Raw genomic sequence first — 14656 nt, 5'->3', positions numbered from 1 at the left:
CTTTCTTCTTTGGGCCGCTCTCAGGAATCCGACAGAGTCAGTTCGGCGACGAAATCATAGGCGTCGCCCCGATAGAGCGAGCGGGTGAATTCCACCACACGGCCAGAGGCGAGGTAGGAGATACGTTCGATGGAAAGGCTGGCGGATCCGGCCGGTACACCGAGCATCGCCGCATCCGGGTCCCTCAGGGCGCAGGCGGAAATGCGCTGCACGGCGCGCACCGGCCGCGATTTGGTCTTGTCGAGCTCTGCATAGAGCGAGGTGCCGACCCGTATGGGGTCCGGCAGGAATTCTGCAGATACACAGGCCCGCTCAATGGCAAGCGGCATATCGCCGGCGATACGCAACCGGCCAAGCCGCGCCACAAGCGCGTCTGGGGGCAGGCCAAGCGCCATCATTTCATCTGGGGATGGATGATGCAGTCCACGTTCGATCCACTGCGCCGTGGTGACCAGCCCTCGGCGCGACATGTCTTCGGTAAAGGATGTCAGCCGCGACAGCGACTGTTGAACGCGGCCCATCGGTTTGACGACAAAGGTGCCGGAGCCGTGACGGCGTACGAGCAGACCGTCCTTGACCAGATCATCGACAGCCTTGCGCACCGTTACGCGGCTGATACTGGCATAATCAGCCAGATCCCGTTCGGGCGGCAGGGCATCGCCGTGATTGAGCTTGCCCGACAGGATAGCCTCTTCCAGCGATTGCCGCAGCTTGAGATAAAGCGGGCCGGAGCCCCCGGCCTGCAGGCCGTCCAGCGGCAATATGGCCTCGAGATGCTGGGTCATGCCGCAAGCCCCGCCGCAAAGCGTTTGGCTGCCAGTGCGACTGAGCCTGTCAGGGCGTCCGCTTCCGGCTCCACGAACAAGGGCTGGTGCCGCTCGGCAAGCCACGGGCGATAGAGCGGTGCAAGCCCGCCCAAGAGACAAAGCTTGCGGCTGCCCTGCGCGACGACGGCATCGAGTGCTTCGTTGATCGTCTGCGCTGAAGCCTGCAACAATGTGATCGCTACCGGATCGTTCTCACCTGCAAACTGGAAGACTTTGGGCGCAAAACGGCCGAACGCACCGGGCACGGACGCGCGGGCAAATTCCACCACCTCGCGCGGATCATTGTTGAACTCGGCCATGACGGCTTCGGTGAGTGGCGACGATGGATGGATGTTGTCGAAGGCGAGAACGCTCTCCTGCAAAAGGGCGTGGCCAAGGCGCGCGCCGCTGCCAAGGTCGCCGATCTGGAAACCCCAGCCGCCGATATAGCGGATGTCGTCAGCCTGCCGGGTGATGTAGATGGATCCGGTGCCGAGGATAGCGACAGCGCCGTCGCTATCGCCCAACGCGCCCTGTAGCGCGATCAGTCCATCGGACTCGATATCGGCTTTCGCAAACGGCAGGCGTTCCATCACATAATGCACGGCATCACCGACATTGCTGCCGGCAACCCCGACCAGGGCGCAAGCTGAGCCAATTTCGGAGGGGGCGATATTCGCTTCCTCGAATGCAGCCGTGGCTGCGCCGACAATGTGGATCAGGGCGTTGTCCGGATCGGTCAGGATGTTGGCAGCGCCGCTTTTGCCGCGCCCGAGGATACGCCCATCGGCGCCCGCTACAGCCGCGCGGCAGCTCGTGCCTCCGCCGTCAATTCCCAGAATGTAATGTGGCATGGATACCTCCGAGAAAAATGATACCAAAAAAATACCATTTACCAAGGGGATTTTGGTCTTTAATTGGAATTATCGATTAACAATCTGAAATATATAATTTATTTTAGAAATCGGAAACTTTCTTCGGTCGCAAGTTAATTTTTCCTAGACAATTGGTATTTTTTTGGCATTAATTTGCGCAGAGGGAGATTGAGCGTATGCCGTCAGTGAAAACCGAGGAGCGTCACGACAAGGCGATGGGACTGGATGTGATGCATCCGGCACTTGCGCTTCGTTTGCTTGCGTCTGGCCAGCAGGCTGCGGCGAAGGTCGTTGATTCCGCTATCGAGTCCATTACGGCTGCCGCACAGATTGCCGCCGCGTCGCTCGCCGGCGGTGGCCGCCTGGCGTATGCCGGTGCCGGTAGTTCTGGCCTGATGGCCATGACCGATGCGCTGGAATTGCCCGGTACCTATGGAATTGCGCTCGACAAGGTCGTGGTGCTTCTGGCTGGTGGTGCCGCAAGCCTGACGGATCTGGCTGGCGGCTACGAAGACGATATGGAGTTGGCGCGCAAGGATGTGCGCGAAGCCGGTATCGGTGCAGGCGATTGTCTGATCTCGGTTTCCGCCAGCGGCTCGACGCCGTATGCGCTGGCTGCCGCCGATGAGGCCCGCGAGCGCGGTGCGAGGGTCATCGCCATGGCCAACAATCCGGGTGCCGTTCTTTTCCAGAATGCCGAAGTTGCCATTCTGCTGCAGACGCCGCCGGAAGTCATCTCCGGATCGACCCGCATGGGTGCTGCGACGGCGCAGAAGATTGCTTTCAACATGTTTTCGACGCTTGTCGGCATCCATCTTGGCCATGTCTACGACGGGCACATGGTCAACCTGAAGGCCGACAATGCCAAACTGCGCGGCCGCGCCATTCGCATCGTTTCCGACATTGCCGGGATCGGCGCCACAGAAGCTGGCCGCCATCTCACTACATCTTCTGGTTCGGTAAAGATCGCCATTCTTCTTGCTGCTGGGGCAAAAGACGTGGCGGCTGCAGAAGCAGCGCTTGCTGAAACCGGTCAAAACTTGCGCCGCGCCTTGTCTGCTGTCGCGGCACATTGATCCTAGGGTATTAAAACCGCGCCAAAAATGGCGCACAATGAGGGAGAACGTAATGACCCGCACTACCTTGAAGGGCTTGCTGCTTGCATCCAGCATCCTCGGCTCTGCCGGGCTGGCGCATGCTGAAGACGTCACGCTGACGATCGAAAGCTGGCGCAATGACGACCTGACCATCTGGCAGGAAAAGCTCATTCCAGCTTTCGAAGCCAAGCACCCGGGCATCAAGGTCGTCTTTGCGCCGACCGCCCCGACCGAGTATAACGCAGCGCTCAATGCCAAGCTCGACGCCGGTTCGGCTGGTGACCTCGTCACATGCCGTCCGTTCGATGCTTCGCTCGAACTGTACAACAAGAAGCACCTGGCTGACCTGACCGGTCTTGCCGGCATGGAGAACTTCTCGCCAGTCGCCAAGTCCGCCTGGACGACGGACGATGGTTCCGCCGCTTTCTGCGTACCGATGGCTTCGGTTATCCATGGCTTCATCTACAACAAGGATGCCTTCGACAAGCTCGGCATCGCGATCCCGGCAACGGAAGCAGACTTCTTTGCTGCTCTCGACAAGATCAAGGCTGACGGCACCTACATCCCGCTCGCAATGGGCACGAAGGATCTCTGGGAAGCCGCCACCATGGGCTACCAGAACATCGGCCCGACCTACTGGAAGGGTGAAGAAGGCCGCGCTGCTCTGATCAAGGGCGAGCAGAAGCTGACGGACGCCGATTGGGTCGAGCCCTACAAGGTTCTTGCCAAGTGGAAGGATTACCTCGGCGACGGTTTCGAAGCCCAGACCTATCCGGACAGCCAGAACCTCTTCACGCTCGGCCGCGCTGCCATCTACCCGGCCGGCTCGTGGGAAATCGGCCTGTTCAACACGCAGGCCCAGTTCAAGATGGGTGCTTTCCCGCCGCCGGTTAAGGCTGCAGGCGATGCTTGCTACATCTCCGACCACAACGACATCGGCGTTGGCCTGAATGCCAAGAGCGCGCATCCGGAAGAAGCCAAGAAGCTTCTCACCTGGATCGCTTCTCCGGAATTCGCCGACATCTATGCCAACTCGCTGCCGGGCTTCTTCAGCCTGAACTCGACACCGGTGAAGATGGCCGATCCGCTCGCACAGGAATTCGTTTCCTGGCGCGAAAAGTGCAAGCCGACCATCCGCTCGACCTACCAGATCCTTTCGCGTGGTACTCCGAACCTCGAGAACGAGACCTGGGTTGAATCGGCCAACGTCATCAACGGTACCGATACGCCGGAAGTTGCCGCCGAAAAGCTGCAGAAGGGCCTCGACAGCTGGTACAAGCCTGCAAAGTAAAATTGGGTTTCAGGGGTTCGCCCCTCACCCTAGCCCTCTCCCCGTGAACGGGGAGAGGGGATTACCGGAATTTGCCACTTGTCCCTTCTCCCTGTTTACGGGGAGAAGGTGCCCACCCTCTTTGGTTAGGAAGGATGGGCGGATGAGGGGCTTGATGCGAGTGAAGTGTTCCTGCGCGAAAAAGCAGAACGTCCCGCAAAAACATGTAATCTGAAATCACATCCTGCCAGCACCTTCGGGCGCTGGTAATGGCATGCGCCGCGGGGACCGGCAGCGCAGGCCTTGCCGCATATCGCGGCGATCGACGAAAAACGGGTCGGAGCGGTAGAAGCCATGAGCAGCGCCATATCGTCTGAGGACAGCATTCAAACTTTGGCACGGCCAAGACGCTGGCATATCCTTGTTTTCCTGTTGCCGGCCCTCATCGTCTATTCCGCGGTGATGATCCTGCCGCTGATCGAAACGCTGCGCCTGTCGCTGTTCAATACCGTCGACGGACAATCCACCTTCGTTGGGCTGGCCAACTTCCAGGTCCTGTTCGGAGACGAGCGTTGGGCCGCTGATTTTTGGCGGGCGCTGAAGAACAACTTCATCTTCTTCGCGATCCACATGCTGGTGCAGAATCCGCTCGGCATTGCGCTCGCCGCCATGCTGTCGATCCCCAAGCTCAGGCTTGCGACCTTCTACCGTACCGCGATTTTCATGCCCACGATCCTGTCCTTCGTCATTGTCGGTTTCATCTGGAAGCTGATCCTGTCGCCGATCTGGGGCATTACGCCATTCTTCATGGACCTCGTCGGCCTGAAAGCTCTCTTCGGACCATGGCTGGGCAAGCCGGGCTCGGCGTTAATTACGGTGTCGCTGATCTCCGTCTGGCAGAATGTCGGCATTCCGATGATGCTGATCTATGCCGCCCTTCTCAGTATCCCGGACGAAGTCATCGAAGCCGCCGAATGTGATGGCATTACCGGTTGGAGCCAGTTCTGGAAAATCAAGCTGCCGTTGATCCTCCCCGCAATCGGCATGGTCTCCATCCTGACCTTCGTCGGCAATTTCAATGCCTTTGACCTGATCTACACGGTGCAGGGTGCGCTTGCCGGGCCGGATGGGGCGACCGACATTCTCGGAACCTTGCTCTATCGCACCTTCTTCGGCTTCCAGTTGCAACTCGGAGACCGTTCGATGGGTGCGACCATCGCCACCGTGATGTTCCTGATCATCCTTGCCGGCGTTTCGCTCTATCTCTTCGGCATTCAGCGGCGTGTTCGCCGCTACCAGTTCTAAGGGGAACGGATCATGTCAAAAGCACGCATCTCGCCGCTGCGCTCCGGCTTCGTTCACCTGGCACTGGCTGGCTACACGGTCATCGCGCTGTTTCCGGTCGTCCTGACGATCCTCAATTCGCTGAAGGACAAGAACGCGATCTTCCGCACGCCGCTGGCTTTGCCCACGGCGGAGACATTCAGCCTGATCGGTTATACGACGGTGTTGAAACAGGGCGATTTCATCGGCTATTTCCAGAACAGCCTGATCGTCACGGTCGTCTCGATCTTTTTTGCACTGTTGTTCGGCTCCATGGCGGCCTTCGCGCTGTCGGAATACCGGTTCCGGGGCAATACGCTGCTGGGGCTCTATCTTGCTATCGGCATCATGATCCCGATCCGTCTCGGCACGGTCGCCATCCTGCAGGGCATGGTCGCGGCTGGACTGGTCAACACCCTGACGGCCCTGATCCTGGTCTACACCGCGCAAGGCCTGCCGCTCGCCATCTTCATCCTGTCGGAGTTCATGCGCTCGGTTTCGGATGATCTGAAGAATGCCGGTCGCATTGACGGCCTGTCGGAATATGCGATCTTCTTCCGGCTGGTGCTGCCGCTGGTTCGGCCGGCGATGGCAACCGTTGCCGTCTTCACCATGATCCCGATCTGGAACGATCTCTGGTTCCCGCTGATCCTCGCGCCCGGTGAAGCCACCAAGACCGTCACGCTCGGCTCTCAGGTGTTCATCGGCCAGTTCGTCACCAATTGGAACGCGGTTCTCGCAGCCCTGTCGCTGGCGATCTTCCCGGTCCTTATTCTCTACGTCATCTTCTCGCGGCAGCTGATCCGCGGCATTACCGCAGGAGCAGTCAAGTAATGAGCAAACCCATCCGCGTCCTCGTCGCAGGCCTTGGAAACATGGGCCGCAGCCATGCGCTCGCCTACCACAACAATCCGGGTTTCGAGATCGTCGGCCTCGTCAATCGCTCGAAGCCGGTGCTGGCGCCGGAACTTGGCGGCTATACGATCCATCCGGATTTCGCCACGGCTCTGCAGGAGCTGAAGCCTGATCTCTGCTCGATCTGTACCTATTCCGACAGCCATGCCGACTATGCCGTCATGGCATTCGAGGCAGGCTGCGATGTCTTCATCGAAAAGCCACTGGCAACGACGGTGGCCGATGCCGAGCGTGTCGTCGCAGCAGCGAGGAAGGCCGGCAAGAAACTGGTGGTTGGCTACATCCTGCGCCATCATCCGTCCTGGATCCGGTTGATCGCCGAAGCCCGCAAGCTCGGCGGCCCTTATGTCTTCCGCATGAACCTCAACCAGCAGTCCAGCGGCCCGACATGGATGACGCATAAGTCGCTGATGGAAACCACGCCGCCGATCGTCGATTGCGGTGTCCACTATGTCGACGTCATGTGCCAGATCACCGATGCCAAGGCCATCGAAGTGCGTGGCATGGGCCTGCGTCTGTCGAATGAAATTGCGCCGTCGATGTACAATTACGGCCATCTGCAGGTGCTCTACGAAGACGGGTCACTCGGCTGGTACGAAGCCGCCTGGGGTCCGATGATCTCGGAGACCGCTTTCTTCGTGAAGGACGTGATGTCGCCCAACGGTTCGGTCTCGATCGTCATGGATCCGAACGCCAAGTCCGACGACATCGACACCCATACCAAGACCGCCGTCATTCGCGTTCACAAAGCGGAAACCGGTGCGGACGGCAAGTTCGTTCACAAGGACGAAGACCTGAAGATGGACGGTGAGCCGGGACACCAGGAACTCTGCGATCTCGAGCAGGCCTATGTCCTGAAAGCCATCACCGAAAATATCAATCTCGAACGACACATGGACGATGCCGTCCAGTCGCTGCGCATCTGCCTTGCGGCCGATGAGAGCGTTCGTACCGGCCAGCCGGTCAAACTCTAAAAGGGGCCTCACGTGGGATCACTGAATCTGAAATCCATTCGCAAGGCCTTCGGCAACCACGAAGTTCTGAAGGGCATCGATCTCGAAGTGAAGGATGGCGAATTCGTCATTTTCGTCGGACCGTCCGGTTGCGGCAAGTCGACCCTTCTGCGCGTCATCGCTGGTCTTGAAGACGCGACATCCGGAAGCGTCCAGATCGACGGGCAGGAAGTGGTCACCACACCGCCGGCCAAGCGCGGTATCGCCATGGTGTTCCAGTCCTACGCGCTTTATCCGCACCTGACGGTGAAGGACAATATGGGCCTCGGCCTCAAGCAGATGGGCGCTCCGAAGGCCGAGGTTGACGCCAAGGTCGGCAAGGCATCCGCGATGCTGTCGCTGGAACCCTATCTCGCCCGCCGCCCGGCCGAACTGTCCGGCGGCCAGCGCCAGCGCGTCGCCATCGGCCGCGCCATCGTGCGTGAACCAAAACTGTTCCTGTTCGATGAGCCGCTGTCCAATCTTGACGCAGCACTACGCGTCAACACCCGTCTCGAAATCGCCCGGCTGCATCGCAGCCTGAAAGCGACGATGATTTATGTAACGCACGATCAGGTCGAGGCGATGACGCTTGCCGACAAGATCGTCGTCCTCAATGCCGGCCAGATCGAGCAGATCGGTTCGCCGATGGAGCTCTATAACAAGCCCGGAAACACCTTCGTCGCCGGTTTCATCGGCTCACCGCAGATGAATCTCGTCGAGGCGGGCAAGCTTGGAGATACCGAGGCAAAGACCGTCGGTATTCGGCCGGAGCACATCACGCTCTCGCGCGAAAACGGCGACTGGAAGGGCAAGGTCATCCATGTCGAGCATCTCGGTGCCGACACGATCCTCTATCTGGAAACCGAGGTCACCGGCCTGCTCACGGTTCGCCTGTTCGGCGAACACAAATACGATGTCGATGACATCGTCTACGCGACCCCGGACAAGGCTTCGATGCACCGTTTCGGTGCCGACGACCGGGTTCTTCGCTGACCCGATAAGGCCTTTTGTTTCCGAACGATGACGAAAGTTGTCGTTCGGTAACGTTTTATTGTGCGCTGCATCATCGCCTTGCGCTGCTTCCGGTTTTAACATACGTATCTGTTTGTATAATTGATACGTTGGCGGTTCTGTCCCGGAAATCCTTCGTATCACATTGATTTTCATGAACTTCCAGCAGCAGCTGATCTCTTTGAAAAAAAGATGATCGGTCGTGCGGCTGGACTTTGCGTATGGAACCAAAGATGCGGATGAACCGACCGATATTGGCTGCAACAGCGGCTGCTCTGATGATTATTTCGGGGTGCCAGAAGGAAGACAGCGAGAAGCAGGCGGCTCCGTCCTACCCGCCGCCGCAGGTCTCGGTAATCACAACGAAGACCGAATCTCTGCCGATCACCAACGATCTGCCGGGGCGTATCGCTGCGACCCGTATCTCGGAAGTGCGTCCGCGCGCCACCGGCATCGTCATCGAGCGCGTGTTCGAGCAGGGCTCGCATGTGAACGCCGGCGACGTGCTCTACCGGATCGATCCGTCGTCGTTCAAGGTTCAGGTCGAAAGCGCCGAAGGCACGCTGCGCCGCGCAAAGGCGGTTCAGCTGCAGGCCAAGCAGGCGGCTGATCGCCAGGAGCAGTTGAAGAAGTCCGGCGTCGCCACCGGCCAGACCTATGATGATGCGATTGCACAGCTGGCGCAGGCCGATGCCGATGTGGCGATTGCAGAGGCGGGCCTCGCTGCCGCCCAGCTCAATCTGCAATATACCAACGTGACGGCGCCAATCAGCGGCCGGATCGGCCGGGCGCTGATCACCGAGGGTGCGCTTGTCAGTGCCAACGGGTCTGAAAACCTGGCAACGATCCAGCAGCTCGATCCCGTCTATGCCGACTTTACTCAGTCCGCGACCGACCTCATCCGTCTGCGCAAGGCGCTGCAGGATGGTGCGCTGGCGGGCAACAAAGATGAAGCCAAGGTCAATCTGATTATGGACGACGGTAGCGCCTATCCGCATGCCGGAAAACTGCTGTTTTCGGAGGCCGCTGTCGACGAGACCACCGGCCAGGTCACGTTGCGTGGCGAATTCCCCAATCCGGACGGCGATCTGCTGCCTGGTATGTATGTACGCGTGCTGGTGCAGCAGGGTGTCGAGAAGAACGCCATCGCGGTGCCGACCCAGGCCGTGCAACGTGACACATCGGGCAATGCGCAGGTCTATGTCGTCAAGGACGACAAGACGGCTGAACTGCGCACCGTGTCTGCCGGTCATGTTCTTGGCGATCAGTGGATCATCCGCAACGGCCTGAAAGCTGGCGAGAAGGTCATCGTCGAAGGCTTCCAGAAGGTTCGCCCGGGTGCGCCCGTTGAACCAACAGACTGGAAGGCCGCTGATGCCAAGCCTGCAGCCGACGTAAAACCGGCGGATGCGAAGCCTGCCGCTGAAAAGACGAGCACAGACGGTGCCGCTGCAAAGCCGGCGGAAGACGCCAAGCCTGCCGAACAGGCTAAGTGAGGATCTGATCGATGCCTAGTTTCTTTATCGACCGGCCGATCTTTGCGTGGGTCGTCGCGCTTTTCATCATGATCTCCGGTATCATCGCGTTGCCGCTGCTGCCGATTTCGCAGTATCCGAACGTCGCACCACCGCAGATCTCCATCAACACCAGCTATCCCGGCGCGTCCTCGGAAGAAACGTACCAGAGCGTGACGCGGCTCATCGAAAATGAGCTGAACGGCATCGAAGGCATGCAGTATTTTTCGTCCACGTCCAGCGCCGCTGGCAGTGTATCGATCAACGTGACCTTCGCTCCGGGCACGGATTCCGGCGATGCCTCGATCGACGTGCAGAACCGCGTTCGCCGCGTTGAAGCCCGTCTTCCCGATTCCGTGCGCCAGCAGGGCATCGAGGTTGAGGAAGCCGGCTCCGGCTTCCTGATGATCATCGCGCTCACATCCACGGACGGGTCCATGGATGCGGTTTCGCTCGGCGACTATCTCAGCCGCAACGTGCTCAACGAAGTCCAGCGTGTCGAAGGCGTTGGCCGGGCACAGATGTTTGCCACCGAGCGCGCCATGCGTATCTGGCTCGATCCGGACAAGATGCGTGGCCTCAACCTGACGGCCGCCGACATCAATGCGGCGATCACTGCACAGAATGCCCAGGTTGCCTCCGGAAGCATCGGCGCCCAGCCGAACCCGATCACCCAGCAGATCAGTGCCCCGGTCCTCATCAAGGGCCAGCTCACCTCGGCTGAAGAGTTCGGGGCGATTATCCTGCGTGCCAATCTCAACGGCTCCGCCGTCCGCCTGCGCGATGTCGCCCGCATCGAGATCGGCGGTCAGGATTACAGCTTCTCGACACGCCTGAACGGCAAGCCGTCCGCCGCTATTGGTGTGCAGTTGACGCCGACCGGCAACGCGCTTGCCACCTCCACGGCCATCAAGGCACGCATGGATGAACTGGCAACGTTCTTCCCGCCGGGCGTCGAATATTCCATTCCGTACGATACGTCACCGTTCGTGGCGATCTCCATCGAAAAGGTTCTGCATACGCTGCTTGAAGCAGTGGCGCTGGTGTTCCTGGTGATGTTCCTGTTCCTGCAGAACATTCGCTACACTATTATTCCGACGCTTGTCGTTCCCGTCGCGCTGCTGGGCACGTGTGCGGCCATGCTTGCCATGGGCTTCTCGATCAACGTTCTGACCATGTTCGGGATGGTGCTCGCCATCGGTATTCTCGTCGACGACGCGATCATCGTCGTTGAAAACGTCGAGCGCATCATGTCCGAAGAAGGGCTGACGCCGAAGGAAGCGACACGCAAGGCGATGAAGCAGATTACCGGTGCCGTTATCGGCATCACGCTGGTTCTGTCTGCCGTGTTCATTCCGATGGCCTTCTTCCCCGGCGCCGTCGGCGTCATCTACCAGCAGTTCTCGCTGACCATGGTGGTCTCCATCCTGTTCTCGGCGCTGCTTGCCTTGACGCTAACGCCGGCATTGTGCGCTAGCTTCCTCAAGCAGGTTCCGAAGGGCCATCATCACACCAAACGCGGCTTCTTCGGCCTGTTCAACCGTGGTTTCGACAAGACTTCGCACGGCTATAGCGGCTGGGTCGCCAGCATGGTCACGCGCACAGGCCGCTTCATGCTGATCTATGTCGTGCTGCTCGGTGGGCTCGTTTATCTGTTCATGCAGTTGCCGTCCTCCTTCCTTCCGGATGAAGACCAGGGTTTCGTCATCGTCAGCATGCAGTTGCCGTCGGAAGCCACCGGAAACCGCACGACCGAGGTTATCGAGCAGACGGAAGCGATCTTCAGCAAGGAACCGGCTGTCGAACGTATCATCGCCATCAGCGGCTTCTCGTTCTCCGGTACTGGTCAGAATGCCGGCCTCGCGTTCGTGACGCTGAAGGACTGGTCGGAACGCGGACCAAATGATGTTGCCTCCGTCATCGCCGGCCGGGCATCGGGCGCCATGTCCCAGATCAAGGATGCGATCAGCTTTGCGCTGTCGCCGCCGCCGATCCAGGGCCTCGGCACGTCCAACGGCTTCGAGTTCCGCCTGCAGGATCGTGGCGGGCAGGGGGCTGCGGCACTTGCGGCAGCGCGTGATCAGCTTCTGGGCCTTGCGGCGCAGAGCAAGCTCATCTCCGGTGTGCGTGTTGACGGCCTGCCGGATGCGGCACAGGTCAACCTGCTCATCGACCGTGAAAAGGCCAATACGTTCGGTGTTGCCTTCGCAGACATCAACTCGACGATCTCGACCAATCTCGGCTCGTCCTATGTCAACGACTTCCCGAATGCCGGGCGCCTGCAGCGTGTGACGGTGCAGGCTGACGAGAACCGGCGCATGCAGACGGCCGACCTTCTGAAGCTCAATGTGCGCAACAGCAATGGCGGCATGGTGCCGTTGTCGGCCTTCGCCAGCATCGAGTGGACAAGCGGTCCGACGCAGACGGTCGGTTATAACGGCTATCCGTCCGTCCCGATCAGCGGCCAGGCCAATGCGGGCTATTCTTCCGGTGAAGCGATTTCCGAAATGGAACGTCTCTTTGGAGAGCTACCACCTGGCTTCGGCTATGAGTGGACAGGCCAGTCCCGTGAGGAAATCGCGTCGGGCACACAGGCGCCGCTTCTCGTCGCGCTGTCATGCCTGCTGATCTTCCTGTGCCTTGCAGCTCTCTATGAAAGCTGGAGCATTCCGGTGGCGGTGATGATGGTGGTGCCACTTGGCGTCATCGGCGCTGTTCTGGCCGTGATCCTGCGGGACATGCCGAACGACGTGTACTTCAAGGTCGGCCTGATCGCGATCATCGGGCTATCGGCGAAGAACGCCATCCTGATCATCGAGTTCGCCAAGGAGCAGATGGAAGCAGGCAAACCGTTGCTGGATGCCACTATCGAGGCGGCGCATCTGCGCTTTCGCCCGATCCTGATGACCTCGCTGGCCTTCACCCTTGGCGTGCTGCCGCTGGCGATTGCCACCGGCGCAAGCTCGGGCAGCCAGCGCGCCATTGGTACCGGCGTCATGGGTGGCATGATCTCTGCGACGGTGCTCGCCATCTTCTTCGTCCCTGTCTTCTTCGTGTTCGTCATGAAGCTGTTCGGGAGAACGACGTTGAAGCCGATCGGCGCGGAAACGACCGCCACGCCAGCGGAATAGTGGAAGCGGCCCGCCGGAAGGCGGGCCTTTTCTTGGGGGAATAGGCGATGCGTAGAACCAAGGCGGAAGCGGAAGAGACCCGCAACAGCATTCTCAGCGCGGCAGAGCGAGTGTTCTTCGAAAAGGGCGTGGCCAACGCATCCCTGGATGATGTCGCCAAGGCAGCCGGTGTGACGCGCGGTGCCATCTACTGGCATTTTTCCAACAAGACCGATCTGTTCCTCGAACTCTACAACACCGTGACCTTGCCGCTGGAAGACATGATTGTTCGCGATACCGAACAACCGGCCGGCGAGGTGCTCAGTGTTATCGAGAAATCGGCCGGCGATTGGCTGGAGGGACTGGCTGCCGACGAGCATCGTCAACGTATCTTCACCATTCTTCTGCGTTGCCCCTATGGCGACGACCTGCTTCCGGTTCTGGAAAAGCAGCAGGAAGTGGATGACCGCCACACCGTCATGCTTGACAATGCTTTTGCCAAGGCAAAGAGCGAGGGTTTCCTCAACGGAAACTGGACCGCACAATCCGCAACCAAGGCCCTGCGCTGGATGATGGAAGGTCTCTGCAGCGAGTGGCTTCTTTTCGGCCGCCGCTTTGATCTGGCGGCCGAAGGCAAGGACGGACTGAGGCGGCTGTTCGGCAGCTTCCAGCCTGTACCCGAAAGTGTCAGCGCAGCCGCCGTTAGTTGAGAAACATCACGCCGCAGTCGCCTTGAATTTGCTCATCAGGTAAGGTCCCGAAAGTACAGGTCCGTATTTCGCGGTCTCGCCCTCATTCAAGCAGGCGTCGAGCACGTTGATTTCCGCGTCCCAATTGGGTTGGTGGAAAAAGGCCAGCGATTGCCGCCGCGCCATGCCGCCTTCCTCGGGCGAAGGATTGACGACGCGGTGCAGCGTTGAAACCCAGCGGTCATTCGTCCAGCGGGCCATCAGGTCACCAATATTGATCACGAAAGCGCCGGGGATCGGCGGCACGGGCGTCCATTCGCCATCCGGCGTGATCAGCTCCAGCCCCTTTGATCCGGGCTGCGGCAAAAGGATCGTCAGGCTGCCATAATCGGTATGGGCACCCGCGCGCAATTGGCCCGGTTTTGGCGGCACATGCTGTTCTGGATAATTGAGTGCGCGCAGCGCGCTGACCGGCGTGTCGATGAAGCCTTCGAAATAGGTTTCCGGTAGATTCAACGCGACGGCGAAAAGCCGCATGATGCGCGCGGCGAGATCTTCAAGCGATGCGTAGTAAGCCTTCCAGGCATCGACAAAACCGTCGGGCCGCTCCGGCCAGATGGTTGCCGCATAGCAGAAGGCCAGCGCTTCAGGATCGGTGATCGAGGCAGGCTGCTTGAGCGGGCCGCCATTGAAGCTTTCTTTCAGGTCCGGAGGGCTATCGACATCGCGTGATTTTGCCAGCGCTTCCAGCTCAGGCCCCAGATAACCATACGGATAGCCCTTGTAAGGCGCCCGGGCATTTTGCTTTTCTTCGGGCAGCAGGTCGAAAAACGCATGCGCCTTGGCCCAGACCGCATCAATAACCGCTTGCGGCACACCATGATTGCTGATCGCCAGAAAGCCGGTCGTTCTGCAGATTTCGTCGACCTGCTTACCCAATTCCCGTTTCCCGGCGCCATCCGTTTTTTCGAAGGCGCCGAGGTCGAAAACAGGAAATTGTGACGGGGACATATCAATGACTCCAATGCGTTATGAGGATCAAAAAACCCAT

12 protein-coding genes are annotated in these 14656 nt (G+C 59.6%); 9 read left to right on the top strand and 3 right to left on the bottom strand.

What is annotated here, in order from left to right:
* Positions 1-20 precede the first annotated feature (20 nt).
* Positions 21-785 carry a GntR family transcriptional regulator gene (locus R6X40_RS21640; RefSeq protein ID WP_318415928.1) on the bottom strand — a complete coding sequence of 255 codons (765 nt, stop codon included), beginning with the start codon at positions 783-785 and terminating at the stop codon, positions 21-23.
* Positions 782-1660: an N-acetylglucosamine kinase gene (locus tag R6X40_RS21635; RefSeq protein ID WP_318415926.1), complete on the bottom strand. Its 879-nt coding sequence runs from the start codon at positions 1658-1660 to the stop codon at positions 782-784. Before R6X40_RS21635 ends, R6X40_RS21640 begins: the two co-directional genes overlap by 4 nt.
* Before the next feature lie 197 nt (positions 1661-1857).
* On the opposite strand from R6X40_RS21635, the gene R6X40_RS21630 reads away from it, so the two are divergent.
* From R6X40_RS21630 to R6X40_RS21590, 9 genes are all read left to right on the top strand, one after another.
* Positions 1858-2757: an N-acetylmuramic acid 6-phosphate etherase gene (locus R6X40_RS21630; protein ID WP_318415925.1), complete on the top strand. Its 900-nt coding sequence runs from the start codon at positions 1858-1860 to the stop codon at positions 2755-2757.
* Positions 2758-2809: 52 nt separating this feature from the next.
* On the top strand, positions 2810-4069 hold the full coding sequence (locus tag R6X40_RS21625; RefSeq protein WP_318415924.1) for an ABC transporter substrate-binding protein: 1260 nt from the start codon (positions 2810-2812) through the stop codon (positions 4067-4069).
* Between the two features lie 333 nt (positions 4070-4402).
* Positions 4403-5353, top strand: coding sequence for a sugar ABC transporter permease (locus R6X40_RS21620; RefSeq protein WP_318415922.1), 951 nt, complete (start codon positions 4403-4405; stop codon positions 5351-5353).
* A 12-nt stretch (positions 5354-5365) separates the two neighbouring features.
* Positions 5366-6205: a carbohydrate ABC transporter permease gene (locus tag R6X40_RS21615; protein ID WP_318415921.1), complete on the top strand. Its 840-nt coding sequence runs from the start codon at positions 5366-5368 to the stop codon at positions 6203-6205.
* Positions 6205-7260, top strand: coding sequence for a Gfo/Idh/MocA family oxidoreductase (locus R6X40_RS21610; protein ID WP_318415919.1), 1056 nt, complete (start codon positions 6205-6207; stop codon positions 7258-7260). The genes R6X40_RS21615 and R6X40_RS21610 overlap by 1 nt, the downstream gene beginning before the upstream one ends.
* Before the next feature lie 12 nt (positions 7261-7272).
* Entirely contained in the window at positions 7273-8274 is a 1002-nt protein-coding gene (locus R6X40_RS21605) for an ABC transporter ATP-binding protein (RefSeq protein ID WP_318415917.1), read from the top strand.
* 239 nt (positions 8275-8513) lie between these two features.
* Positions 8514-9788 (top strand): efflux RND transporter periplasmic adaptor subunit, encoded by a 1275-nt coding sequence (locus R6X40_RS21600; RefSeq protein ID WP_318415916.1) that lies wholly within the window; start codon positions 8514-8516, stop codon positions 9786-9788.
* Between the two features lie 11 nt (positions 9789-9799).
* The gene (locus R6X40_RS21595) at positions 9800-12937 is read left to right on the top strand and encodes an efflux RND transporter permease subunit (protein ID WP_318415914.1); all 3138 of its coding nucleotides are present in this window, start codon (positions 9800-9802) and stop codon (positions 12935-12937) included.
* A gap of 47 nt (positions 12938-12984) precedes the next feature.
* Positions 12985-13626, top strand: coding sequence for a TetR family transcriptional regulator (locus tag R6X40_RS21590; RefSeq protein ID WP_318415913.1), 642 nt, complete (start codon positions 12985-12987; stop codon positions 13624-13626).
* Between the two features lie 6 nt (positions 13627-13632).
* Here R6X40_RS21590 and R6X40_RS21585 read toward each other — a convergent pair whose 3' ends face one another.
* Positions 13633-14616 (bottom strand): isopenicillin N synthase family dioxygenase, encoded by a 984-nt coding sequence (locus tag R6X40_RS21585; RefSeq protein ID WP_318415912.1) that lies wholly within the window; start codon positions 14614-14616, stop codon positions 13633-13635.
* Positions 14617-14656 lie beyond the last annotated feature (40 nt).

The sequence above is a fragment of the Rhizobium sp. PL01 genome, from assembly GCF_033447125.1.
Lineage (GTDB): Bacteria > Pseudomonadota > Alphaproteobacteria > Rhizobiales > Rhizobiaceae > Pararhizobium.
This window is presented reverse-complemented; position numbering and strand designations above follow the sequence as displayed.